Annotated in this window: 25 protein-coding genes and 1 pseudogene; 13 read left to right on the top strand and 13 right to left on the bottom strand. The window is 73.0% G+C overall.

The annotated features are described in order from the left end of the window. Positions 1–36: 36 nt before the first annotated feature. Both OU787_RS03170 and thrS read right to left on the bottom strand, forming a co-directional pair. Complete coding sequence (locus OU787_RS03170; protein WP_051817755.1) at positions 37–675, bottom strand: hypothetical protein; 639 nt, start codon at positions 673–675, stop codon at positions 37–39. A 199-nt stretch (positions 676–874) separates the two neighbouring features. After that, positions 875–2,143: a threonine--tRNA ligase gene (thrS, locus tag OU787_RS03165; RefSeq protein WP_051817761.1), complete on the bottom strand. Its 1,269-nt coding sequence runs from the start codon at positions 2,141–2,143 to the stop codon at positions 875–877. A 250-nt stretch (positions 2,144–2,393) separates the two neighbouring features. Here thrS and OU787_RS03160 point away from each other — a divergent pair, with 250 nt between their 5' ends. Beyond that, a complete protein-coding gene (locus OU787_RS03160; protein ID WP_268658469.1) occupies positions 2,394–4,094 on the top strand; it encodes a hypothetical protein in 1,701 nt (566 codons plus the stop codon). Positions 4,095–4,101: 7 nt separating this feature from the next. Here the strand turns inward: OU787_RS03160 and OU787_RS03155 are convergent, their stop codons facing one another. Further along, positions 4,102–5,112 (bottom strand): helix-turn-helix transcriptional regulator, encoded by a 1,011-nt coding sequence (locus tag OU787_RS03155; RefSeq protein ID WP_268658468.1) that lies wholly within the window; start codon positions 5,110–5,112, stop codon positions 4,102–4,104. A 148-nt stretch (positions 5,113–5,260) separates the two neighbouring features. On the opposite strand from OU787_RS03155, the gene OU787_RS03150 reads away from it, so the two are divergent. The 3 genes from OU787_RS03150 (at position 5,261) to OU787_RS03140 (ending at position 8,036) form a co-directional block, all read left to right on the top strand. Next, positions 5,261–5,746 (top strand): DUF3224 domain-containing protein, encoded by a 486-nt coding sequence (locus OU787_RS03150; protein ID WP_327059351.1) that lies wholly within the window; start codon positions 5,261–5,263, stop codon positions 5,744–5,746. 97 nt (positions 5,747–5,843) lie between these two features. Further along, entirely contained in the window at positions 5,844–7,127 is a 1,284-nt protein-coding gene (locus OU787_RS03145) for a cytochrome P450 (protein WP_268658467.1), read from the top strand. A 132-nt stretch (positions 7,128–7,259) separates the two neighbouring features. Beyond that, entirely contained in the window at positions 7,260–8,036 is a 777-nt protein-coding gene (locus tag OU787_RS03140) for an SDR family oxidoreductase (protein WP_268658466.1), read from the top strand. Positions 8,037–8,100: 64 nt separating this feature from the next. Here the strand turns inward: OU787_RS03140 and OU787_RS03135 are convergent, their stop codons facing one another. Together OU787_RS03135 and OU787_RS03130 are read right to left on the bottom strand one after the other, a co-directional pair. After that, positions 8,101–9,243, bottom strand: a complete 1,143-nt coding sequence (locus OU787_RS03135) for a Cmx/CmrA family chloramphenicol efflux MFS transporter (RefSeq protein ID WP_268658465.1) — start codon at positions 9,241–9,243, stop codon at positions 8,101–8,103. A gap of 313 nt (positions 9,244–9,556) precedes the next feature. Then, positions 9,557–9,778, bottom strand: coding sequence for a hypothetical protein (locus tag OU787_RS03130; RefSeq protein ID WP_268658464.1), 222 nt, complete (start codon positions 9,776–9,778; stop codon positions 9,557–9,559). A 181-nt stretch (positions 9,779–9,959) separates the two neighbouring features. Between OU787_RS03130 and OU787_RS03125 the strand changes: the two genes are divergently transcribed. Next, positions 9,960–10,556 carry a TetR/AcrR family transcriptional regulator gene (locus OU787_RS03125; protein WP_268658463.1) on the top strand — a complete coding sequence of 199 codons (597 nt, stop codon included), beginning with the start codon at positions 9,960–9,962 and terminating at the stop codon, positions 10,554–10,556. Positions 10,557–10,822: 266 nt separating this feature from the next. On the opposite strand, the gene OU787_RS03120 is transcribed toward OU787_RS03125, so the two are convergent. From OU787_RS03120 to OU787_RS03110, 3 genes are all read right to left on the bottom strand, one after another. Continuing rightward, positions 10,823–11,221 (bottom strand): J-domain-containing protein, encoded by a 399-nt coding sequence (locus OU787_RS03120; RefSeq protein ID WP_268658462.1) that lies wholly within the window; start codon positions 11,219–11,221, stop codon positions 10,823–10,825. A 130-nt stretch (positions 11,222–11,351) separates the two neighbouring features. Then, on the bottom strand, positions 11,352–11,555 hold the full coding sequence (locus tag OU787_RS03115) for a DUF397 domain-containing protein (protein WP_268658461.1): 204 nt from the start codon (positions 11,553–11,555) through the stop codon (positions 11,352–11,354). 85 nt (positions 11,556–11,640) lie between these two features. Then, the gene (locus OU787_RS03110; protein ID WP_268658460.1) at positions 11,641–12,669 is read right to left on the bottom strand and encodes a helix-turn-helix domain-containing protein; all 1,029 of its coding nucleotides are present in this window, start codon (positions 12,667–12,669) and stop codon (positions 11,641–11,643) included. Between the two features lie 175 nt (positions 12,670–12,844). On the opposite strand from OU787_RS03110, the gene OU787_RS03105 reads away from it, so the two are divergent. Genes OU787_RS03105 through OU787_RS03095 form a run of 3 tightly spaced genes read left to right on the top strand, consistent with a single transcriptional unit; the run spans position 12,845 to position 14,031 of the window. After that, positions 12,845–13,189, top strand: a complete 345-nt coding sequence (locus tag OU787_RS03105) for a hypothetical protein (RefSeq protein WP_030463416.1) — start codon at positions 12,845–12,847, stop codon at positions 13,187–13,189. Next, a complete protein-coding gene (locus OU787_RS03100; RefSeq protein ID WP_030463415.1) occupies positions 13,190–13,528 on the top strand; it encodes a hypothetical protein in 339 nt (112 codons plus the stop codon). Next, positions 13,525–14,031 (top strand): NUDIX domain-containing protein, encoded by a 507-nt coding sequence (locus tag OU787_RS03095; protein WP_268658459.1) that lies wholly within the window; start codon positions 13,525–13,527, stop codon positions 14,029–14,031. Before OU787_RS03100 ends, OU787_RS03095 begins: the two co-directional genes overlap by 4 nt. Before the next feature lie 27 nt (positions 14,032–14,058). Here OU787_RS03095 and OU787_RS03090 read toward each other — a convergent pair whose 3' ends face one another. Beyond that, entirely contained in the window at positions 14,059–14,997 is a 939-nt protein-coding gene (locus OU787_RS03090; RefSeq protein ID WP_030463413.1) for an alpha/beta hydrolase family protein, read from the bottom strand. A 160-nt stretch (positions 14,998–15,157) separates the two neighbouring features. Between OU787_RS03090 and OU787_RS03085 the strand changes: the two genes are divergently transcribed. Beyond that, a complete protein-coding gene (locus OU787_RS03085) occupies positions 15,158–15,727 on the top strand; it encodes a TetR/AcrR family transcriptional regulator (RefSeq protein WP_030463412.1) in 570 nt (189 codons plus the stop codon). Between the two features lie 377 nt (positions 15,728–16,104). After that, positions 16,105–16,605, top strand: a complete 501-nt coding sequence (locus tag OU787_RS03080) for a hypothetical protein (RefSeq protein ID WP_051817747.1) — start codon at positions 16,105–16,107, stop codon at positions 16,603–16,605. On the opposite strand, the pseudogene OU787_RS03075 reads toward OU787_RS03080, so the two are convergent. The 3 genes and pseudogenes from OU787_RS03075 to OU787_RS34745 form a co-directional block, all read right to left on the bottom strand. Beyond that, a pseudogene (locus OU787_RS03075) lies at positions 16,570–16,830 on the bottom strand (IS5/IS1182 family transposase); the annotation flags it as partial. The gene OU787_RS03080 and the pseudogene OU787_RS03075 overlap by 36 nt on opposite strands. A 200-nt stretch (positions 16,831–17,030) precedes the next feature. Beyond that, positions 17,031–17,393, bottom strand: coding sequence for an LppU/SCO3897 family protein (locus tag OU787_RS03070; protein ID WP_232795173.1), 363 nt, complete (start codon positions 17,391–17,393; stop codon positions 17,031–17,033). 337 nt (positions 17,394–17,730) lie between these two features. Beyond that, entirely contained in the window at positions 17,731–18,153 is a 423-nt protein-coding gene (locus tag OU787_RS34745) for an MFS transporter (RefSeq protein ID WP_369795024.1), read from the bottom strand. Between the two features lie 116 nt (positions 18,154–18,269). On the opposite strand from OU787_RS34745, the gene OU787_RS03060 reads away from it, so the two are divergent. Next, positions 18,270–18,854: a helix-turn-helix domain-containing protein gene (locus OU787_RS03060; RefSeq protein WP_030463408.1), complete on the top strand. Its 585-nt coding sequence runs from the start codon at positions 18,270–18,272 to the stop codon at positions 18,852–18,854. Positions 18,855–18,918: 64 nt separating this feature from the next. On the opposite strand, the gene OU787_RS03055 is transcribed toward OU787_RS03060, so the two are convergent. Next, complete coding sequence (locus OU787_RS03055) at positions 18,919–19,947, bottom strand: ROK family protein (RefSeq protein WP_232795172.1); 1,029 nt, start codon at positions 19,945–19,947, stop codon at positions 18,919–18,921. 339 nt (positions 19,948–20,286) lie between these two features. Here OU787_RS03055 and OU787_RS03050 point away from each other — a divergent pair, with 339 nt between their 5' ends. Next, positions 20,287–21,597, top strand: a complete 1,311-nt coding sequence (locus OU787_RS03050) for an extracellular solute-binding protein (RefSeq protein WP_268661793.1) — start codon at positions 20,287–20,289, stop codon at positions 21,595–21,597. A 126-nt stretch (positions 21,598–21,723) separates the two neighbouring features. Next, complete coding sequence (locus OU787_RS03045; RefSeq protein WP_081967063.1) at positions 21,724–22,701, top strand: carbohydrate ABC transporter permease; 978 nt, start codon at positions 21,724–21,726, stop codon at positions 22,699–22,701.

The raw sequence follows: 22,701 nt of genomic DNA, 5'->3' as shown, positions 1-22,701 counted from the left end.
GGCGGCCGGGACGGAACGCGTCCGGGTGACGGTCCGTCAGCTGGCGAAGGCCGGCTGCGGGGGACCGCGACGCGGAGCGGGGGAGAGGGCGAAGACCTGCGGGCTGCGGGCGGCGGGTTCGGTACCCGGGGACGGCAGCAGCGCGGCCGGGCAGCCCGGGCGGACGGCCAGCAGCAGCGTGCGCCACGGTGCGGGCAGCAGCCGGGCCAGCGCGTCCAGCGCCTCGGCGACGCCGGAGATCGCGGCGTCCGCCAGCCGCAGCCAGGCCGCGGCGGCCAGCGCCAGCGCCAGGTGCACGGCCAGCACCAGCAGGCGCAGCAGGCCCGCCGAGTTGTGCGTCCACTGCGCGAACAGCTCCGAGCCGCCCACCGAGTCGCCGCCGCAGACCAGCAGGTCCACGCCCCGGGCGGGGCGCGCACAGGCGTCCTGGCCGAGGTTGAACGCGGTGTTCAGCAGCAGCTCCACCGGCACCAGCACGGAGGACAGCAGCAGGAAACGGCGGCGCGCCCCGTCGAGGACCACCGCCAGCAGGAAGACCGCGACGCTCGCCGCCGCGACCAGGGTGAGCGGCAGGGCACGCCCGGTGATCGCCACCTGGCCGAACGCGGCCAGCGGCACGGCGAGCGCGGTGAACACCGCGCCCCGCAGGGCCTTGGTCGCGTGAATGCCGGTCATGGTGTTGGAGTATGGCACGCCGAAGGTCCCGGCGACGAGGGCCGAACAGCCCCCGCCGCGCGCACCCGATCTGTGAATAAGCCCTGGATAAAAGGGGCGTGGGGCGGGTGGGGCACGGGCGGCGGGGGGTTCGGGGGAGGGAACGGGGAGGCGCCGCGGACGGCCGGGGGTGGGGAGGGTCACGCGGCCCGGGTGGCGCTCACCACAGTTCGACGCTGTGCGCCCGCACCCGTTCAGCGAGGTCGGAGAGCACCTCGTCGGCCGGACGCGGACCGAGCCGCCGCCCGTCCCGCAGCCGGAGGGACAGACTGCCGTCGGCGGCCTCCCGGGGGCCCAGCACCACCTGGTACGGGGCCAGCCGCGCCGCCCGCACCCGGGCCCCCAGCGAACCGCGCTCCGCGCCCAGCACCTCGGCCCGCAGGTCCAGCTCCAGGCAGCGGGACGCCAGCGCGGCCGCCGCGTCCGCCTGCTCCGGGCCCAGCGGCAGCACTGCCAGCTGCACCGGCGCCAGCCAGGCCGGGAACGCCCCGCCGTGCCGCTCGATCAGGTGCGCCACCGCCCGCTCCACGCTGCCCACCACCGACCGGTGCACCATCACCGGCCGGTGCCGCGCCCCGTCCGCCCCGACGTACCGCAGGTCGAACCGCTCCGGCTGGTGGAAGTCGACCTGCACGGTGGACAGGGTCGACTCCCGCCCCGCCGCGTCCACCACCTGCACGTCGATCTTCGGCCCGTAGAAGGCCGCCTCGCCGACCCCCTCCTCGTACGGCACGCCCAGCTCCGCCAGCACCCGCACCAGGATCGCGGTCGCCCGCTCCCACAGCTCCGGGCGCGCCACGTACTTGCCGCCCGGCCCCGGCAGCGACAGCCGGTAGCGGGACGGGACCACGCCCATCGCCCGGTACGCCGCCGCGATCAGCTCCAGCGCGCCGCGCACCTCCGCCGCCGCCTGCTCCAGGGTGCAGAACACGTGCGCGTCGTTCAGCCGGATCGCCCGCACCCTGGTCAGCCCGCCCAGCACGCCCGACCGCTCGGAACGGTACATGTCGCCCAACTCGGCTATCCGCAGCGGCAGTTCGCGGTAGCTGCGGGAGCGGGAACGGAACAGCAGCGCGTGGTGCGGACACAGGCTCGGGCGGAGCACCAGCTCCTCGCCGGGGCCCATCTCCAACGGCGGGAACATGTCCTCCCGGTAGTGCGCCCAGTGCCCCGAGAGCTCGTACAGCTCGCGCTTGCCCAGCACCGGCGAGTACACGTGCCGGTAGCCCGCCCGCCGCTCCAGGGCGCGGACGAAGTCCTCCAGGCTCTGGCGCACCACGGCGCCGTCCGGCAGCCAGTACGGCAGGCCGGAGCCGATCAGCGGATCGGTGTCGAACAGGCCCAGCTCGCGGCCGAGCCGGCGGTGGTCGACGGCGGGAGAGTCGGGAGAGTCGGGAGAGTCGGGAGAAGAGGGGGCGGCGGGGGTGATGCGGTCGGACACGGTGGTCTCCTCGGAGGGGAAGGCGAGGGGACGAGTGCCGTGGGGGGCGTGCGCGCACGCGAAAGCCCCGGAGCACTCGGCCCCGGGGCTCGCACACAGCGGTCAGCGCGCCGGGACACTCTCCGGCGTCGTCGTCAGCATCGCAGCGCGCTTCATGCCCGCCACCGTAGCCGCCCGCCCGGCGACCGGCACCCGAATATCGGGCCTGCGGCCGGCGGCACCGTGCCACCATGACGCGGTGACCGACCCGACCGCGCCGATCTCTCCGATTTCCCCGACCGCGCCGATCTCCCCGACCGCGCTGACCGTGCCGATCTCCCCGGCCTCCCCGACCGCGCCGGGAGAACCGCACACCACCCTGCTGCGCGGCATCGCCGCCAACCCCAACGCCGGTACCGCGGTCCTCACCCGGCTGCTCGCCCCCGCCGCCGGACCCGCCTGGAGGATGTTCGGCCGCCGACCGCTGCCCGCCGACTTCGTCGACACCGCGCTCGACCACCCCGAACGCCGCGTCCGCAGCGCGGTCGCCGCCAACCCTTGGCTCTCCGACGCCCACTGCCTGCGGCTGGTCCGCGACCCCGCCGACCTGGTCGCCTGCCAGGCCGCCACCGGCCCCGGCGCCCGGCTGCGCCCCACCCCGCTGCCCGACGCCGCGATGGAACTGATGCTGCTCGGCACCTGGCCGCGCGAGACGGAGTTCCTCACCCGCAACGAGATCCTCGGCGAGCTGTACTCGCTCGGTGTGCTCCGCAGCGCCTTCCGCCGCCGGATGGCCCAGCACCCCGAACCCGAACTGCGCCGCCAAGCCTGCCAGTTCATCGGCGCCCTGCCCCCGGACCGGCGCGCCGCACTGCTCGCCGACCCCGACCCGGACGTCCGCGCCGAAGCCCGACGGGTGGCCACGCCGACCCTCCTGGAGCCGGAGGAACTGGTCGACGCCGTCCCGCGCACGCTCCAGGGCCTCTACCAGATCCGCCTGCTGCCGCCCGACCTGCTCGCCGACGCACTCGCCGCCCGTGACTACCTGAGCGCGCTCGCCCGCAACCGGCACCTGCCGCCCGACGCCGTTCGCACCCTCGCCGCCGACCCCGACCCGGAGGTCCGGCGCCTGATCGCCCGTCACCCCGCGCTCACCCCCGACCTGATGGTCGATCTCGCCACCGACCCGGACCCCGACGTCCGCCACCGCCTGGCCGGACATCCCGGCCTCACCCCCGCCCTGATCGACACCCTCGCCGCCGACCCCGACCCCGGGGCCGCCGCCCGCGCCGCCGCCGACCCCGCCCCGCGCGACCCCGCCCGCAGCCAGGTCCTCGACGAGGTCGACCCCCGCCCGACCCCCGAACGGTTCCGGCGGATCGACTACGGGATCGTCGACGAGCCCATCGACCCGCCCGACCCCGATTGGTACCACGCCTGCGCCCGCTCCCCGCTCCCGCTGCTGCGCCGCGCCGCCGCCACCTGCCCGCACCTCGACGAGCTGACGGTCAGTCAACTCGCGCAGGACGAGGACCCGGAGGTGCGCCATCTGCTCGCCCTGTACCACCTCGGCGCCCCGCCCGCCCTGCTGCTGGAGACCCATCTGCAACACCCCGAGCACCGCAAGCGCCTCCGGCTGCGCCCCGACTTCCCGCGGACCGGACTGCCGCTCGGACTCGCCCGCCACCCCGACCCCGAGGTGCGCGAACTCGCCGCCGCCGACCCGGAGTTCGACGGAGACCCGGAGGAACTGCTGGCCGACCCGCACCACCTCGTCCGGCTGGCCGCCGCCACCAACCCTCGACTGCGCCCGGAACGGGTCACCGAGCTGCTCGCCGACCCCGAACTGCGCGAAGGGGCCGCCGCCAACCCGCAGTTGGGGGAGGAACGGCTGCACGCCCTGCTGGACGGGGTGCTCGGGACGCGGGAGGAGGCGGCAGGTCAGGACGTCCCGGTGTAGCGGCGGGTCAGACCGTCCCGGCGTAGCGGCGGGCCAGGGCGGCGACCGCGTCGGCGACGGCGCGGCGCAGCGCGGGCGGGGCCAGCACCTCCGCGTCCGGGCCGAGGCGCAGCAGGTCGGAGACGGCCACCGGGGTGGACTCGACGGGGAGTTCGACCACCGTCCAGCCCTCCTCGTCGGGCGGGCCCGCGCTCCGGGCGGCGTCGGCGCCGGAGCGGCCGAACTGGACCGGCAGCAGGCCCAGTGCGCGCGGGGAGACCCGGACGGTGGCCGTGTCCTGGTGCAGCATGCCCGCCAACTCGCGGGTGACGGACGCCCAGTGGGCGGCCAGGTCGAAGTCCGGCGGGCGCTCGAAGGGCTCGGCGGCTACCTCGGCGGACAGGATGCGGGAGACCCGGTAGGTGCGGAGGGAGGGCGGAGCGGGAGAGGGGGAGGGGGGAGTCGGGGAGGAAGGGGCGGGGAGGGCCACCAGGTACCAGATGCCGCTCTTCAACACCAGGCCCAGTGGCCGCAGTTCGCGGTGCACCTCGCCGCGCCAGCGCCGGTAGTGCACGCGCAGCACCCGCTGTTCCCAGACGGCTTCGGCGACCCGGGCCAGTTCCGGCACCGGGTCCGCATCCCGGAACCAGGAGGCCGGGTCGAGGTGGAAGCGGTCCTGCAACTGCCGGGTGCGGTCGGCGAGTTCGGCGGGCAGCGCGGCCTGCACCTTCAGCTGGGCGGTGGCCAGCACCGCACCCAGCCCCAGTTCCTTCGCCGCGTCCGGCACCCCGGCCAGGAACAGCGCACCCGCCTCGTCCCCGGTCAGTCCGGTGAGCCGGGTGCGGTAGCCGTCCACCAGTCGGTAGCCGCCGGTCCGGCCGCGCTCGGCGAGGACGGGCACGCCCGCCGCGCCCAGCGCCTCCACGTCCCGGTGCACGGTGCGGACCGAGACCTCGAGGGCCGCGGCGAGCTCGGCGGCCGTGCACAGCCCCCGGTTCTGGAGCAGCAGGAGCAGGGAGAGCAGACGGTCGGCGCGCACCCCGCCATCATCGCGCAGATCCGCCGGAATACCTGACAGAAGATGGCAGGTATGGCCGTCAGTGTTGGCAGTACGGCCCGCCCGGGAGGACGCGGCCGCGGCCCCTCGCTGCGCGGACCCGCCGCGCACCGGACGGAAGGACGGCGCCGTGACCGCACGTACTGACATCACCACCGACATCACCACCGACACCGACATCACCGCCGGCACCGACACCGCTGTTGCCGCCGAGGCGGTCACCACCAGCGGCAGCATCAGCTTCGCCAACTGGGAGGAGAAGGAGGCGGGTTCGAGCGGAGCAGGCCCGCGCACCGCGCACGCCTCGGTGGTCAACACCTTCTCCGGCGGCATCGAGGCCGCCGGCACCGCCTGCGACTACAGCATCGCCTACACGGTCGGCCACGCCGGGGTGTTCACCGGAATGGAGCTGGTCACCGGCAGCATCGACGGCCGCCCGGGCAGCTTCGTCCTCGAACAGCGCGGCACCTTCGCCGAGGACGGCACCATCCACTGCACCTTCACCGTCGTCCCGGGCAGCGGCACCGAGGGCCTGGCGGGGCTCACCGGCACCGGCGAGTACACCTGCCGCACCGGGCAGGCGTCCTTCCCCTACTCGCTCAGCTACCGGCTCTGAACGTCCTCTTTCGAGGTCTTCGGGCCCGGGCGGCGGGTTCTGTCGTTAGGGTGGTCGGTGTCCGTACGGTGCAGTTCCGCCCGGTAGGAGAGTCGCCTTGGCCACGGCCGCCCACAGTGTCCTTCCCGAACTCGACGCCGGGGCGTTCGCCCGCTGGCGCAGCGGCGGCGGGCGGGTGGTCGATCTGCTCGGCGAGGCCCGGGAGTTGGGGCCGGTGGCGGGCTTCCGGCTCGGGGACCGGCAGGTCGTGCTGGTGACCGGGGCGAGCCAGGTGCAGCAGGTGCTGGCGAAGAGCCCCGACACGTACGTGAAGCGCGGCCACCGACTCAAGCCGCTGCTGGGGGAAGGGCTGCTGTGCGCGGCCGGCGAACAGTGGCGGCGGCAGCGCAAGTTGCTGCAGTCGCAGTTCACCGGACGCGGCATCAAGGTGTACGAGCCGCAGATCCGTGCCGCGGTGGCGGCCGTCGCCGAGCGCTGGCGGGCGGCGGCCGCGGCGGGGGAGGTGCGGGAGATCGACGCCGACCTGCGGTACTTCTCGCTGGACGTGATCTGGCGCTCGCTCACCGCCCACCCGCTGGACCCGGAGACCCACCGGCGGCTGGTCTCCGCCGGGGACAGCTTCGCCGCGATCCCGGCGTTCGCCCCCGCGACCGGTGACACCGCCATCGACTTCCGGGAGGCCAACGAACACGTCGACCGGGTCGCCGAGCGGGCGATCGCGCTGGCCGGGGAGACGGACGAACAGCCCGGGGTGGTCCGGGTGCTGCTCCAGGCTGCGGCCGAACTCCCGGAATACACCGAGCGGTTGGTGCGCGACGAGCTGATGACGGTGGTGGTGGCCGGGTACGAGACCACCGCCACCGCGCTCAGCTGGCTGTTCCTGCTGCTGGACGCGCACCCCGAGCAGCGGGACCTGGTGCTGGCCGCCGGGCCGGCCGGCTCGGCCGAACGGTCCGCCGCGATCCGGGCGCTGATCGACGAGACACTGCGGCTGTACCCCGTCGCCTGGCTGATGCCGCGCTACGCGGCCGCACCGGACACGCTGGACGGCATCCCGATCGAGGCCGGGACGACGGTGCTGCTCTCCCCGTACCTGACGCACCGCGACCCCGAACTGTGGCCCGACCCGGAGGAGTTCCGGCCGCAGCGCTTCCTGGACGCCGAGCGGCGCCCCGCGCCCGGCGCGTACCTCCCGTTCGGGCTCGGGCCGCGGGCCTGCCTGGGCGCGCAGTTCGCCGTCCGGGAGATGGCGATGCTGCTGGAGGAGGTGCTGCCCGCGTTCCGGGCCGAGGTCCGGGAGGCCCCCGCCGGGGCCGGCTACGGGCTCACTGTGCACCCCGACGGGCCGGTCCGGGCGGTGCTGCACGCGGCGGGGGAGTAGGGGCGGAGCGGGGTCGGGAAGCAGGGGCGGAGCGGGGGGAGCAGGGGCGGGCGGGGCACGGGTGCTCGAAAACGGTTTGTCAGGCGGGTTGACGAACTGTCAGGATCCCGGGCCGTGGAATCTGTGAAGTCCGTGAAGTCTGTGAAGTCCGTGGAGTCAGGGCGTCCCGTTGCGTTGGTCACCGGCGTCGGCCGGACGGTCGGCATCGGGGCCGCCGTCGCCGAGCGGTTGGCCGCCTCCGGGTGGGACATCGCCTACAGCTACTGGACGCCGTACGACACCCGGATGCCCTGGGGCGTGGAGGGCGGGGCGGTGGAGGCCGTTGGCGCGGCGCTCGGTGCGCACGGCGCGCGGCACCTCGCGGTGTCGGCCGACCTGGCCGACCCGGAGGCGCCCGCCCGGCTGTTCGACCAGGTGGAGGCCGGGCTCGGCCCCGTCACCGCGCTGGTGCTGAGCCACGCCGAGTCGGTCGACTCCGGCCTGCTGGAGACCACGGTGGAGAGCTTCGACCGGCACTTCGCGGTCAACGCCCGGGCGAGCTGGCTGCTGATCCGCGAGTTCGGCCTGCGTTTCACCGGCGCGTTCGGCACCGGCCGGATCGTCGCCCTGACCAGCGACCACACCGTCGGCAACCTCCCCTACGGGGCCAGCAAGGGTGCCCTCGACCGGATCACCCGCGCCGCCGCCCGCGAGCTCGCCCACCTCGGCGTGACGGCCAACGCGGTCGACCCCGGCCCGACCGACACCGGCTGGATGAGCGAGCAGCACCGGGCCGACATGATCGGCCACACCCCGCTGGCCCGGCTCGGCACCCCGCAGGACGCCGCGCACCTGATCGACTTCCTCTGCTCGCCGCAGGGCCAGTGGGTCAACGGCCAACTCCTGCAGAGCAGCGGCGGGTTGAAGTAGCAGGACGGGAGGGGAGGGGGCGGGGCGAGCCGGCCTGGGCCGCGCCGGGCGGGGCGCGGGGGCGTCAGCCGCGGGGGCGGAGGCGGGACCGGGCGGCGGTGCCGATCAGGACGGCCAGGGCGGTCAGCGCGGTGGCCGCGAGGAAGGGGCCGGTCGCGGGCGGGAGGGTGGCGGCGGCGAGCAGCGGGCCGGTGGCGGCGCCGAGGTTCAGGGCCGCCGTCGCGTACGAGCCCGCCATGGTCGGGGCGCCCGCGCCCTCGTAGAGGGCCCGGGCGATCAGGGTGGTGCCGACCGCGAAGGACAGGGCGCCCAGCAGCAGAACCAGGGGCAGCAGGACGGCCGGGTGCCCCGCGCCGAGGGCGAGCGCGGGCCAGCCGAGCAGCAGCAACGGGCCACCGAGGGCGAGGAGTTGGTGGGGCCGGGTGTCGGCCAGCCGCCCGGCCGCGGTCACCCCGAAGAAGGCGCCCGCGCCGAACAGCACCAGCACCACCGGCACCCAGCCGCGCCCCAGCCCCGCCGGGCCGGTGACCACCGGGGCGAGGAAGGTGAACGCGCCGAACGTCGCCGCGTTCACCAGCGCCGCCAGCAGCAGCGCCAACCGGAGCCGGGGGCGGGCGAGTTGCACCAGTTCGACGCGCAGCGCCGGGGCGGGCGAGCCGCCGGGGTCGGCCGGGACGCCCAGCAGCACTCCGACCGCCGCCGGTGCGCAGAGCACCGCGACCGCCCAGAACGCGGCCCGCCAGTCGAGCAGTTGGCCCAGCAGCGCCCCCGCCGGCACGCCCGCGACGGTCGCCGCCGTCGTCCCCGACAGCAGCACCCCCAGCGCCCGGCCCTTCCGGTCGGGGGCGACCAGCGCGGCCGCGGTCGCCACCGCCAGCGCCAGGAAACCGGCGTTCGCCAGCGCCGCCACCACCCGGGTGGCGAACAGCACCGCGAACGAGCCGGTCAGCGCGCCGACCGCGTGCGCCGCCGCGAACACCGCCACGAACCCGAACAGGCCGACCCGGCGCGGCCACCGGCGGGCCCACGCCGCCATCAGTGGCGCACCCGCCGCCATGCCCAGCGCGAAGGCGGACGCGAGCGTGCCCGCCGTCCCGACCGACACGTCGAGATCGGCGGCGAGGTCCGGCAGCAGGCCGGCCGGCATGAACTCCGAAGTGCCCATGGCGAACACGGCCAGGGCGAGCAAGTACAGGGCGAGAGGCATCGAAGGTGACTCCGGGGCGAACGAGAAACGGAAAAGGACGTCATCTCGTCACCGCCGCCGGCCCCCGGGGATCGGATCACTTCGGATCCCTGCCCGGACTCCGGTCCGGACCTCGGTCCGGACTCCCGCCCGGACCTCTATGCGGACCTCTGCCCGGACCTCTGTGCGGGCACCGTCGAGCGCCGCGCGGTCGTGCGCGGTCCGTGCTCAGCGGGGGTTCAGGACTTCCGGGGGCTGACGGCGTGACCGAAAGCCCCCACCTCGTCCGACTCGGGACTCACCACGCCCGCCACCCTACCCGCCTGTCGGACCGTCAGTCCTCGTGCTTGGCGGCCTTCGCCGCGCCGTGGGCCCAGCTCGCCAGCACCGCGCCCGCCACGGCGGCGAGGACGTGGACGGTGAGGCCGGCCGCGAACCCGCCCGGCAGCCAGCCGAGCAGCCCGGCGTCGGCGTGGTCGACGAGCTGGCGGATCGCGCCCTGGGCGCCGAGGACGAGCAGGACCATGCCGAGGCCCTGAAAGATGTCGTACTTCACCGTGACCGCCTCCCGGGGTTTCGCTGTGCTGGAGCCTGCCGTGCTGGGCCTGCCGGGATCGGGCTCGCTGGGCCCGAACGGCCGGTCGGGCTATTACCATGCACTTGCACTGTAATGGAGCGGGACCCGGTTTGCAATGCACTTGCATGGCAAACGGCGGGGGAGGCGGGAAGGAGACACCGTGCCGAAGATCGTCGACCACGAGCAGCGCCGGAGACGCCTGGTGGAGGCCGTCTGGGCGCTGGCGGTGCGGGGCGGCATCGAAGAGGTGACCCTGCGCAAGGTGGCCGACGAGGCGGGCGTCTCGATGGGGCAGGTGCAGCACTACTACCCCTCGATGCAGGCCCTGGTCCGCGACGCCCTCCACCGGGCCGTCCTGGCGGTGAACGCGAACATCGAGCACGCCGTCGCGGCGGCCGGCGCCACGGACCCGGAGACTGTGCTCCGCGCTTGCCTGCACGCCCTGATCGGCCCCGACCAGCAGAGCCGCCGGCTCATGCGGTTCTCCCTGGCGGTCGCGGGCCGGGCCGTCTCCGACCCCACGATGGCCGGAGTCCTGGCCCCGGGCGACGACGAACTGCTCGCCCTCACGGCCGGACTCCTCGCCGCGGCCCGGCAGGAACGCGGCGGCGCACCCCGCGGGGACGAACACCTGGACGCCGACATCTGCTGGTCGCTCGCCACCGCCCTCGGCGTGGACGTCGCCCTCGGCCACCGCACACCGGAGGCCGCCGCCCGCGTCCTCGACCACCACCTCGACCGGCTCCTGCAGCCGTAGCCGTAGCCGCGGAGAGTCGGACGGCTGGACGGTCGGACGGCCGGACGGCCCGCGGGGGCAGTGGGCGGTGGCGAGTTCCCCGGCCGGGAGGCGGCGCAGGGTGGCCGGGGCGACGGTGGTCAGGGTGTCGAGGGTGGACAGCACGTCCGGCAGGCCCGGCACCGGCAGCGAGGACGGCAGTGCGCCCAGCGCGATCTGGAACACCCCGGCCGGGATCACCGCCGCGACCAGGTCGGGAGGGGGAACTGCTCAGGGGCGCGAACTGCTCAGGAGTGGGAGCTGCGCCACTCCGCGACGACCGTCTCCACGTCCACCGGGGCGATGCCCAGCGGCGGGCCCTCGACCGGGCGGCGCAGTGCGGCCTCGATCCGGGCGTTGGCCTCGGCGAGACGGCTGCGCAGCAACGGTTCGGTCGGGGCCAGCCGCGCGGTGTCCAGCGCCTCCCGGAGCTCGGCCCGCAACGCGAGCGACGGCGGGAGGTAGGAGAGGCCCTCGCGCTCCATCTTCTCCCGGATCCACCACATCTCGTGGTACGGCTCGCCATCGTGGGCCAGCGGCTGCCCGGCACCGGGCAGGTCGTCGAATGCGCCGCGCTCGGCGGCCTCCCGGATCTGCCGGTCGACCCAGCTCTCGAACGTCACACCGGGGGGCTTGCGTTCCGTCATGCGGTCATCCTCCCGTACCAGAAGGGGCGTCCCCTCGATCCTACGGGAGCCCCGATCCCCCCGAGAGGGAGCACCGGAGGACAAGGGGCGTACCCCGCGGACCCGAGGGGCGCGCCCCGGACGCCGCAACTCAGCGGGCCCCGAACTCGCCCGCGACGGTAGCGGAGACGAAGCTCGCCCAGGCGGCGGGGGTGAAGCGGAGGACGGGGCCGCTGGGGTCCTTGGAGTCGCGGACGTGGCCGGGGTTGGCATCGTCGACCTCGATGCACTCGCCGCCGTTGCCGTTGCTGTAACTGCTCTTCCGCCAGCGGGCGGTGGGGCTCGGTGTCGTCATGGCGGGATCTTTCCAAGCGGGCGGGGAATGGAAACCCCGGCCCCGCCCCGTGCTGCTGGAGGGGCGGGGCCGGGGTGACGCCGGGTCAGATGTTGCCGAACTCGCCTGCAACGGTGGCGGAGACGAAGTCCGCCCAGGCGGCGGGGGTGAAGCGGAGGACGGGGCCGCTCGGGTCCTTGGAGTCGCGGACGTGGCCGGGGTGGGCGTCGTCGACCTCGATGCACCCACCGCCGTCGCCGTTGCTGTAGGTGCTCTTTCGCCACTGGCGGGCTTCGGTGGGATCGTTGGGCTGCATCGGTGCTAGTCCTTCCAACGCGGATCTGATCAGAAGCTCAGACTCCTCCGGGGACAACGCCTGAGCCCGCAGCCGATTGTAGAGTCCCTGCCGTTCCTTGACCTCCTGGGTTTCTTCGAAGATCAGTCCGCCGCGGCTGCTTTCCTCGTAGGCGAGTTGCTGACCGTTCGCCATCGTGAGCAACCACAGCGAGGCGTATTCGGAGTGGGCGCCCGCGCTGAACGGCAACACCTGTAGGAGCACGTTGGGTTGCTCCGCGATGGTCAGGATCGCTTGCAGCTGCTCCGTCATTTCTTCCGGGCCGCCGATCACCCTGCGGATGGCGGATTCGTCCAGGATGAACCAGTACCGGCACTCTTCGCTGTGCAGCCTCAGCTGCCGTCCGATCCTGGCGCGGACCCGTTCCTCGATTTCGTCCTGGGAGGCGTATGGATTGCCTGCGCGGAGCAGGCGCCGTGCGTGGTCCGGGGTTTGAAGCAGGCCGTGCACCATGGGGCTGTAGGACTCGTCAGTAACAGCCTGGTCGGCTGTTGTCAGGATCTCCTGGTACTTCGCCGGATGGGCCTCCTGCCTGGCGAGCGGGAGCATGCGGGCGAAGAAGCCGTCGGTCATGAAGATGCTGTCGAGCTTCTCCGAAAGGGTGTCGGGAACCTTCACGTCCCCGTTCTCGACCCGGGACATCGTGCTCGGGGAGAAGTGCACCGCCTCGGCGAGGCGGGCCAGTGGCCAGCCGCGTTCCGTCCGGAGCCGGCGGACTTCGGCGCCGTAGAAGTGCCGGGCGCTCTTGCTCGGGTTCACCTCGCGTTCCGGCCAGGCCATGGTTGCCCCTTTCCTCGATGTTGTCGGCGTTTCGTCGGCCCGCGTCGACATGCACGGACGTTGGATACCCGTTTCTCCAACTCGCCGAGGCTTCCCAGCGTAGCGCCGAGAGGTGAGGATCGGAGTACGGAAAGTGACTGCGGTGGGATGCGAACAGCGGTGCAGGACAGGAGATATGACGAACAGTCAGCAGAGAGCGGTCGAGCCGGTGCGCGGTGTGCTGCCGGTGGTTCGGGGGTGGCGGCCCGGGAGTGCGGAGTCGCGGGTGCGGGCGAGAGAACTGGCCGAGGAGTTACGGCAGTTGACGGGTGAGCGGCCCTCGGTGACGTGGGGTGGCGGGGGTGCGGTGCGGGTGTCGGTGCGGGTGCGGGAGTTGCGGGAGTGGGACCGGGCGGCGGCCGTGCTGGTGGTGCTGGCCCGGGGGGACCGGTACGGGCACCGGCGGACGGAGCGGTGGCAGTGCGTGTGGACCGAGGTCGGCGCGGCGGTGGCGGCGGTCGCGGTGGACGAGGAGGCGTGAGTGAGCGAGTTGGTCGAGTACTACCCGTACGGCGTGTACGGGCTGCACTGGGAGGCGACGGCGGTGGACGAGCAGGACGAGATCCGGGGCGTGGTGCTGGCGGAGGCGGAGGAGGGCTGGATCGCGCTGGGGCACATCGAGGACCCGCGGCGGATCCTGTTCCTGCGGCCGGCCGAACTGGCCGAGCTGCGGGCGGCGTTGGTGAGCGGGGAGTTCGACCACCTGATGTCGGACGGCGGGGGCGGGCTGCACCGTCCGTCCCCCCGGTCGGAGCGGGTGTGGCGGACCGGGCCCTGGTACCGCCGGTGGTGGCGCGGGCGGACGGGTGCGCCGGCGTGAGGGGGTGGACGCCGGAGCACCCGGTCGCCTCGTACCTGCTGTGCACCGATCCCGCGTCCCGGCTGCTGATCGTCCGGGGTGTGCGGGCGGCCGGTGCCGGGGTGGGGAGTTGGGACCTGCCGGGTGGGGCGGTGGGGGCGGGGGAGTCCCCGTTGGACGCGGTGCGCCGGGAGGTCCGGCGGGAGTTGGGGCTGGCGTTCGACCTGCTGCCGGACGACCTGCTCGGGGTGGAGTGGGCGCAGGCCCGCGGGGCGGGTGCCCGGGACCGGCTGGTGTTCCTGTGGAGCGGGCCGATGCTCAGCGCGGCCGACACCGACCGGATCGTGCTGGACGCAAGGGAGTTGACGGACTGGCGCTGGGCCGGACCGGACGAGGCGCGGCTGCTGCTGCACCCCGTCGTCGCGGACCGGGCCCGGGAGCGGCTGCGGTGGCCGGGCGGCGTCACCTACCACGAGGCCCGCGGCCCGGCGGGACGGACCCGCGGGGTGGACGGGCCGTCGTGACGGCGGTCAGTTCCCTTGCTGGAACGGTTACTTGGTGATGATGCTCCAGGTGCCGTCGCCACGGTCGGCGGCGGCGCGCAGGGCGGTCCACTCGTCGGTGCCGAGGCCGAGGGCGGCGCGGAGGTGGGCGGCGACCGCGTCGGCGAGCAGGGCGACCCGGGCCGGGTCCTCGTCGGTGGTCTCGGCGACCCGTTCACCGGCGACGCCGCCCATGGTGTGCTCGGCCTCGGCGAGGGTGAGCAGGCTCTTGGGGGTCGGGGCGAGGTGGTAGGCGTCGGTGAACCACTCCGGGCCGCGGGTGGAGAGCTGCGAGCGGTCCTCGCCGCCCGCGACGACCAGGGTGGGGGCGGTCATGGTGGAGAAGTCCGGCCGCATGAACGGGAGGTGCTCGACGGCGAACGGGGTCAGGCTGTCGCCGGTGCCGGTCGCCGCGATCAGGGCGCCGGCCGCGACCGCCGGGTGGGAGAAGTCCTCGCCGGGGACGCCGTCCGCGTCCAGCACGCGTGCGCCGAGCAGGGCGCCCGCGGTCTGGGCGCCCCAGGAGTGGCCGACCACGGCGGTGCGCCCGCGGTCGGTACGGTCGGCCAGGCCGGCCTCGGCCAGCAGGTCGCCGAGGTGGTCGAGGACCGCGTGCAGGTCGGCGATCCGGACCCGCCAGATGCCGGCGAAGCGCGGGTCGTCCCAGCCGATGGCGTGGCGGCGGGAGTCCAGGTGGGTGGGCTGCACCACGACGAACCCGGCGGCGGCCCACCGGTCGACGAGCGGCCCGTACCCGTCCAGGGACCACGCGTTGCCGTGCGAGAAGACGATCACGGGCAGGTCCCGGCCGGTCCGGGGTGCGGTGACCTTGACCTGGAGGTCGATCCCGCGCCCGGGGGCGGGGACGGTGAGGGGCTTGACCGAGACGATCTGCCGGTCGAGGGGGCGGGTGGAGGGGCGGACGGACGTGGAGAGCTGGGAAGACATGCGGGGACCTGCGCTTTCTCTGCGGCGCGGCTCTGCCATACTTTGGCGGAGCCACGTTCCGCCAACTTAGCGGAACATTGTTCCGTGAGCAATGCGGGCAATGTGAGCACTGCGGGCAGGCGTGGGCGGGCGTGGGCAACACGAGCAGAAGGAGACAGCCGTGCCGGAACCGGTCGGGGTACGCCAAGTGCAGGCGCAGCGCACTCGCAACGGGGTGCTGGAGGCCGCCGCGGCGGTCTTCGTGGACCAGGGCGTCCAGGCGCCGGTCCGGGACATCGCCGACCGCGCGGGGGTCGGCGTCGGCACCGTCTACCGGCACTTCCCGACCCGCGCCGACCTGGTCACCGCCGTCTACCGGCACCAGATCGACGCCTGTGCGGCCCTCGCGCCCCGGCTGCTGGCGGAGTCCGCCTCGCCGTTCACCGCGCTGACCGGCTGGGCCGACGCGTTCCTGGACTTCCTGGTCACCAAGCACGGCCTCGGCGCGGCACTGGGCTCCGGCGACCCGGGGCTGGAGAACCTGCACGCCCTCATGCTCGACACCCTCGTCCCGGCCTGCGCCACCCTGCTGGACGCCTGCGCCGGAGCGGGCGAACTCCGCCCCGGCGTCAGCGCCTACCCGCTGATGCGCGCGATCGGGAACCTCAGCATCACCGGCCCCGACTACGGCCGGGCCGACGCCGCCCGGATGGTGGCGTTCCTGTTGGCCGGGTGCCGCGCGGCGGCGTGACGGCGCCGGGCGCGCCCGGCGGGTTCCGCGCGGTTAGGGGTTAGCGGTCGGCGGGCGGCGGCGTGCTCCGTGCTCTCACCCGCCAGCCGCCGACCTCACGGGACAGGACACCTGGCGAAGTCGACCTCCAGATAGTCGTACTTGTCTGTCGGCATGTGCATGGTGCACCTGCGCCCAAGCAGCCAGTCCCGGAGTGCCTCGACGCGGAAGACCGGCGTCTGACCGCCGCCTCGCCCTCGCAGGCAGGGGAGGCGGACCTCATCAGCGGCTCATAGGGGTCTGCGCGATCCGCCGACGGATCCACTAGGAGCTGTCCGGGCGATCATTGGTGTGGGCGGTCGGCGGAGGTTGTCTGTGCGGTCTCATAGCCTGCGCCCATGACCGCCGAGGAGTACCTCTCGACGATTGATGCGTTGGCCGTGCAGCCGTTCCCAGAAGTGACCTATGTCGACGCCTCCGGGGGCGGTGGACCTGAGCATCATGTGCGCGAGCTGCAGGTCAGTCGGGATTTCTGGGATGACGACGACGGGCAGGCCTGGGTTGAGGCCGAAGCCGAACTGCAGGCCCGCCTCGACGACCTGGCGGCACGCCTGACGGACCGGTGGGGCAGTGCGTTCGTCGTGGATCTCGGACCGTATCTCAGCGCCAGCTGCGAGGGAGAGCCGGTGCCCGAGCCGCTCGACTACCTCAGCCAGCAGGCCGTGAGCATGCAGGTGTGGCCGCTCCCCAACAACGATCGTTGGCTCGCGCTGGCGATCGGCCAGGCCGACAAGGAGCTGCCTCTCATCCTGTTCGCTGCGGTCGGCCGGGCTTCCGCACTCGACGTGAACGCGAGTGGCCGGTCATGGGCGGAGCCACACGATGACAGCGGCGGCTGAGACAGTGCCGAGGAACACGTAGCCGCGCTTGTCATACCGCGTAGCCACCGCACGGAAGTTCTTGAGCCGATTGACGGCCCGTTCGACGGTGTTGCGCTTCTTGCACCGCTCCTCGTCGAACCCCGGTGGCCGCCCCCCTCGTGATCCCTTGCGCAGGCGGGCGGCCCGGCTGTCGGCCTTCTCCGGAATCGTGTGCCGGATGCCGCGCCGCCGCAGGTACTGACGACAAGGACCGTTGCTCACGGGCAGGAACGGTCGCAGCCGTTCCCACTCCGCGTCCGACAGATCACCGCGTTCACCCCGCCCCATACACAGGACAACGATCCGACCAGGCGACAGTCACATGATCGGCCGGACAGCTCCTAGCCGTACGGCAGGGACCGGGGCGGCGCTTCGGCGGCTTCGGTAGCAGGCCCGCGGCGGGCTCAGTGGCGGATCTTGGTGAAGCAGAGGGTGGAGTCGATCCTGCGGCTGGAGACGTACCGGATGCCGTAGTCGAACTCCTTGCCGCAGTGCTTGTCGTCACCGAGCAGCTGGTCCGCCATCTTGTACTCGGCCTCGGGAGAGGCGCAGTCCACGATGGTCGGCACCGGGTGCCCCTCCGGATCCGCGACCTTGACGCAGTCCCCGATCTCCGGATCGTGCGTCTTGGCCTCGACCGCCCGCGCGGACCGCGACGCCTCCGCCTTGGCTTTGCCGCCGGTGGGGCTCGTGTTGTAGTTCCACACGTACCAGGCACCGCCACCGAAGATCGCCAGCACGATGCCGACGGACAGTAGCGCCTGCAACGGGCTCCGGCGCCGCGGCGCCGGCGGGCGCGGTCCGGGCGCGGGCTGCTGGGCATACGGCGCGTGCGGCTGCGCCCCGGACACGGGCGGCTGACCATAGGCGGGCTGACCGCCGTAGGGCTGGCCGCCGTAGGGCTGACCGCTGTAGGGCTGAGCCCCGTACGGCTGTGGGGCGGGCGGCTGCCCGTACGGCTGGTTCGGGTAGGGCGGCGGTGCGGACATGAGTGGGTAACCCCCCGTGGCAGACACATGCGAGTGATCACCGAAACGGCGACCACCGAAGGGTAGTGGCCGACATTCCCCTTCGATTCGCTGAGCGGCCCTCCAGGGAATCCCCCTACAATTCCCACACTTTTACCGGACTTGACCTCCACTGCAAGCAGCCCGAACCGACCGCCAGGCCGCGCTCGCGGAAGAGGTGCACGTCCAGCAGCGCGCCGACGGCCAGGAGCACGGGCAGCGCGAACAGCAGGCGCCAGTCGGCGGCGTCGACCAGCACCGGCTTGCGGCCCAGCCGGTCGCCGAGCGCACCGAGCGGCAGCAGTAGGGCGGCCAGGACGAGCGGGTAGACGTTGACGATCCACAGGACGGTGCCCTGCGAGGCGCCCCGCTCGGCGGCCAGGTGGGTCTGGGCGACGTTCAGCCCGGACACCGAGGCGATGACGGCCATCAGCGCGATCGAGACGGCGAGCAGGATCGCGCGCAGCCGGCGGCCGTCCGGCGGCCGTCCGGCGGGCGTCCGGCGTGCGTCCGGTGGCACCGGGGCGGTGAGGTGGACCGACCGGGCCCCCGTGCCCTTCCGGCGCGCGGGCTGCTGCCGGACCACCGGGGGGCGAGGCCAGGCCCGATTTTCGGAACAGGCATACAGTGTTGCGCATGACGCAAGAAGACGGGCAGCTGGACGGCCTCGTGCGCAAACGGATCCGGGCGCTGCGCGTCGCGCAGGGCTGGTCGCTGGAGGAGCTGGCCACCCGCGCCAACCTCAGCCAGTCCTCGCTGAGCCGGATCGAGAACGGTCAACGGCGCTTGGCGCTGGACCAGTTGGTCACCCTCGCCCGCGCCCTGGACACCACGTTGGACCAGCTGGTGGAGAACGCCGCCGACGAGGTGGTCATCAGCCCGATGATCGACGCCGCCCGCGGCCTGCTGCGCTGGCCGGTCAAGAGCGACCCCGGCCTGAGCGTGATGCGCCAGCGGATGACCGACCCGCCGCCCGACAACCCGGCCCGGATGCGGGCCCACCCCGGCCACGAGTGGATGGTGGTGCTGTCCGGCACCGCGGTCCTGCTGCTCGGCCACCGGCGCTACCGGATCGAGACCAACCAGGCCGCCGAGTTCCCCACGATGATGCCGCACGCGATCGGGGCCGAGGGCGGGCCGTGCGAGATCCTGGGCATCTTCGACCGCGACGCCCGCCGCGGCCACCAGAAGGACGCCGCCACCGAGGCCCCTGAGGGGTGAGCGCCTGGCACATCGGGCCGGGCCGGGCCGTGGCAGGCGGCTGGCGGGGCCGGCGGCGAGGCGTTCAGCGCGGGGCGGGCCGGGTGCGGCGGGTGAGGGCGGCGGCGCCGATCAGGCCGGCGTCGGTGCCGAGCCGGGCGGTGTGCAGGGTGAGGTGGTGGGTGAAGGGGAGGGCCGCGTAGGTGGTCAGGTGGCGGGCGAGGGGGTCGAGGAGCAGCGGCCCGGCCTGGGCGACGCCGCCGCCGATGACGGCGGCGTCGAGTTCGACCAGGGTGGCGGTGGCCGCGATGCCGGCGGCCAGGGCGCGGGCGGCCTGGTCGAAGGCGGCCAGGGCGGTGGGGTCGCCGGCCCGGGCGGCGCGGGCGACGGCGGTGGTGCTGGTGTCCCGGTCGGGGCCGGGCCGCCAGCCGAGCCGGGCGGCGGTGCGGGCGATGGCGGTGCCGGAGGCGAGCGTCTCCAGGCAGCCGCGGGAGCCGCAGGGGCAGGGGTCGCCGTTGTAGTCGATGGTGATGTGGCCGAGGTGTCCGGCGTTGCCGGTGGTGCCGGTGTGCAGGGCGCCGTCCAGGATCAGTCCGGCGCCGACGCCGGTGGAGACGACCAGGCAGAGGGCGTTGCGGTACGGGCGGGCGGCGCCCTGCCAGTGCTCGGCGGCGGTCATCGCCAGGGCGTCGCCGCCGAGGGTGAGCGGCAGGTGCCGGGCGGCGGGGTGCTGGGAGACCTCCTCGATCAGCGGGAACGCCCGCCAGCCGGGGATGTTGACGGGGCTGACCGTGCCGTGGGTGGTGTCGACCGGCCCGGCGCTGCCGATGCCGAGGGCGTGCACCCGGTGCCAGGCGGGGTGGCGGGCGAGGTCGTCGAGGACGTGGTCGACGGCGGTCATCAGCTCGTCCTGGTCGCCGTCGGCGGGGGTGGGGACCTGGAGGCGGTGGTGCAGGGTGCCGCGGGTGTCGACCAGGCCGCCGGCGATCTTGGTGCCGCCGATGTCGAGGGCCGCGATCAGCGGCCCGTCGGCAGGCCCGGGGGCGGGGGTGCCGTCCGACGGTGAGCCGGGGGACCCGGCTGTGACGGCGGTACCGGCCATTTCGTAACTCATTGTGACGTCTCCGCGGGTGTGGCAGGGGAGCGCCGCGGTGCTGGGCAGGGCGCTGCCGGGTCGTTCCCGGTGATTCTGACTCGCCCTGACAACGTTGTCCAGCGATTCCCGGTCGCGGTCCGATAACGAACCTGATCGGCTTGCTCGTTAAGCAAAGTTTTAGTAAATCGAGGCTTGTTGGGTAACAAAACTCGTGGATATCAATGTTGACCGGTCTATGGACATGGCCGGGATGTGACGTCTACGTTAAGCAGCCAAGCAGCCTGGAAGGTCGGTCACGTCCGGTCGGCTGTCGCTTCCCCCGTGTCACACGGACGATCAGCGTGAAGGATGAGCGAGATGCGCAGAGGATGGCCGGCCGTCGCGGCCGCTTCCATGGTGGTGCTCACTGCGTGTAGCAGTGGTGGTGGCGGTGGGGCGTCCGCTGCGCCGTCGGTGAACGCGGACCCGACGAAGGTGACCGGTTCGATCACGGTGCTGACCAACCGCACCGACCAGCTCGGTGACGGGACGCTGGACAAGTACGCCGCCGAGTTCAACAAGGTCTACCCGAACGTCAAGGTGAAGTTCGAGGGGATGAAGGACTACGAGGGCGAAGTCAAGATCCGCATGAACACCGAGAACTACGGTGACGTGCTGCCGATCCCCTCGGACCTGTCCATCGCGCAGTTCCCCAACTTCTTCTCCTCGCTGGGGTCTTCGGAGGAGTTGTCGAAGACCTACCAGTGGACCGACTACGCGACGGTCGACAGCAAGGTCTACGGCATCGCCAACTTCGGCACGGTGACCGGCTTCGTCTACAACAAGAAGGTGTGGGCCGACGCCGGGGTCACCGCCTGGCCGAAGACGCCGGAGGAGTTCCTGGCCGACCTGAAGGCGATCAAGGCCAAGGGGCAGGCGGTGCCGTACTACACGAACTACCACGACGGCTGGCCGCTGCGGCAGTGGACGGACGCGATCGGCTCGCCGTCCTGCGACGAGGGCGCCAAGGACAAGCTCGCCACCACCGCGCAGCCGTGGGCGGCCGGCAGCGACCTGAACACCGTCGACAGCCTGGTGTACGCGATCGTCAACCAGAAGCTGTCCGAGGACGACCCGACGACCACCAACTGGGACCAGTCGAAGGTGATGCTGGGCACCGGCAAGGTCGGCGCGATGTACCTGGGCTCGTGGTCGGTGTCGCAGATGCGCGACGCGGCCACCAAGGCCGGGGCGAACCCGGAGGACATCGGCTACATGCCGTTCCCGTCCACCTCCGGGAAGCTGTGCAGCGTCCTGCAGCCGGACTACAAGTACGCGATCAACAAGCACTCCAAGAACCAGGAGGCCGCGCGGGCGTGGCTGGACTGGTACATCGCCAAGTCCGGTGCGGCGCAGGCCGAGCAGGGCATCTCCTCGGTCAAGGGCTCCGAACTGCCCGCCACGCTCAAGCCGTTCACCGACAACGGGGTGCAGCTGATCGGGCAGCAGCAGGACAAGTCCGCCGTCGTCAAGAAGATCGACAAGGGCGCGGAGATCAACCTGGACGCCCCGGACTACCGGCAGAAGCTCGTCGACATCGCCCGCGGCGCGGCCCCCGGCGACCGCGACGGCTACTTCGCCGAACTGAACAAGAAGTGGTCCGAGGCCCAGAAGACCGTCAACGGCTGACCGCACCGGCCGAGTCGACCGCACCGGTCGAGTCGACCGAGCGGCACGGCCACCGCCACCCACCCCGACGAGCGGGGGCGGGGCCGTGCCGCCCAGCAGGTGTCAGGACTTGAGAAGGAACGGAAGATGACTGCACTGCAGAGGGACCGGGGCGCCGGAAAGCCCCCCGCGCAGGCCGAGGCCGAGGCCGGCGACGCCGTCCCGGCCGGTCGGCGCCGCGCTCCCCGGCGCAAGGCTCTGCGCCGCCACTGGTGGTTCACGCCGTGGCTGTACCTGGTGGTACCGCTGGCGTTCCTGGTGACGTTCACCTACCTGCCGATCGGGGACATGATCGGCTACAGCTTCACCGACTGGGACGGCATCAGCCCGGAGCGCAACAACGTCGGCCTGAAGAACTACACGGACCTGTTCACCCGGCCCGAACTGTTCAAGGTGTTCCTGGTCTCCGGGGTCTACCTGATCGCCGCGGTGCTGCAGATCGCGCTGGCGCTGTACTTCGCCACCGTGCTGAGCTTCAACACCCGCTTCCGGAACCTGTTCAAGGGCATCCTGTTCTTCCCGTACCTGATCAACGGCGTGGCGATCGGGTTCGTCTTCCTGTTCTTCTTCCAGCCGCACGGCACCCTGGACTCGCTGCTGTCGATGGTCGGCGTGCACGGCAAGCACCAGTGGCTCGGTGACCCGGACCTGGTCAACAAGTCGCTGGCGGGCGTGTCGGTGTGGCGCTACACCGGGCTCAACCTGGTGCTGTTCCTCGGCGCCATCCAGTCGATCCCGCCGCACCTGTACGAGGCCGCCGCCCTGGACGGCGCCAACCGCTGGCAGCAGTTCCGGCACATCATCGCGCCCAGCATCAAGCCGGTGATCAGCCTCAGCGCGATCCTCGCCGTCTCCGGTTCGCTCGCCGTCTTCGAGATCCCGTACATCATGACCGGCGGCTCCAACGGCTCGCAGACCTTCGTCATCCAGAGCATCAACATGGCGTTCAAGTTCGACAAGTTCGGTCTCGCCTCGGCCAGCGCCGTCGTGCTGATCGTCCTGATCCTGATCGTCACCTGGATCCAGCGCCGCCTGGTGCCGGAGGAGAGGGTGGAACTGTCGTGA

It is taken from the genome of Kitasatospora sp. YST-16 (assembly GCF_026802215.1).
GTDB lineage: Bacteria > Actinomycetota > Actinomycetes > Streptomycetales > Streptomycetaceae > Kitasatospora > Kitasatospora cineracea.
The sequence above is the reverse complement of the archived record's forward strand: the minus strand, read 5'-3'. Positions and strand labels throughout refer to the sequence as shown.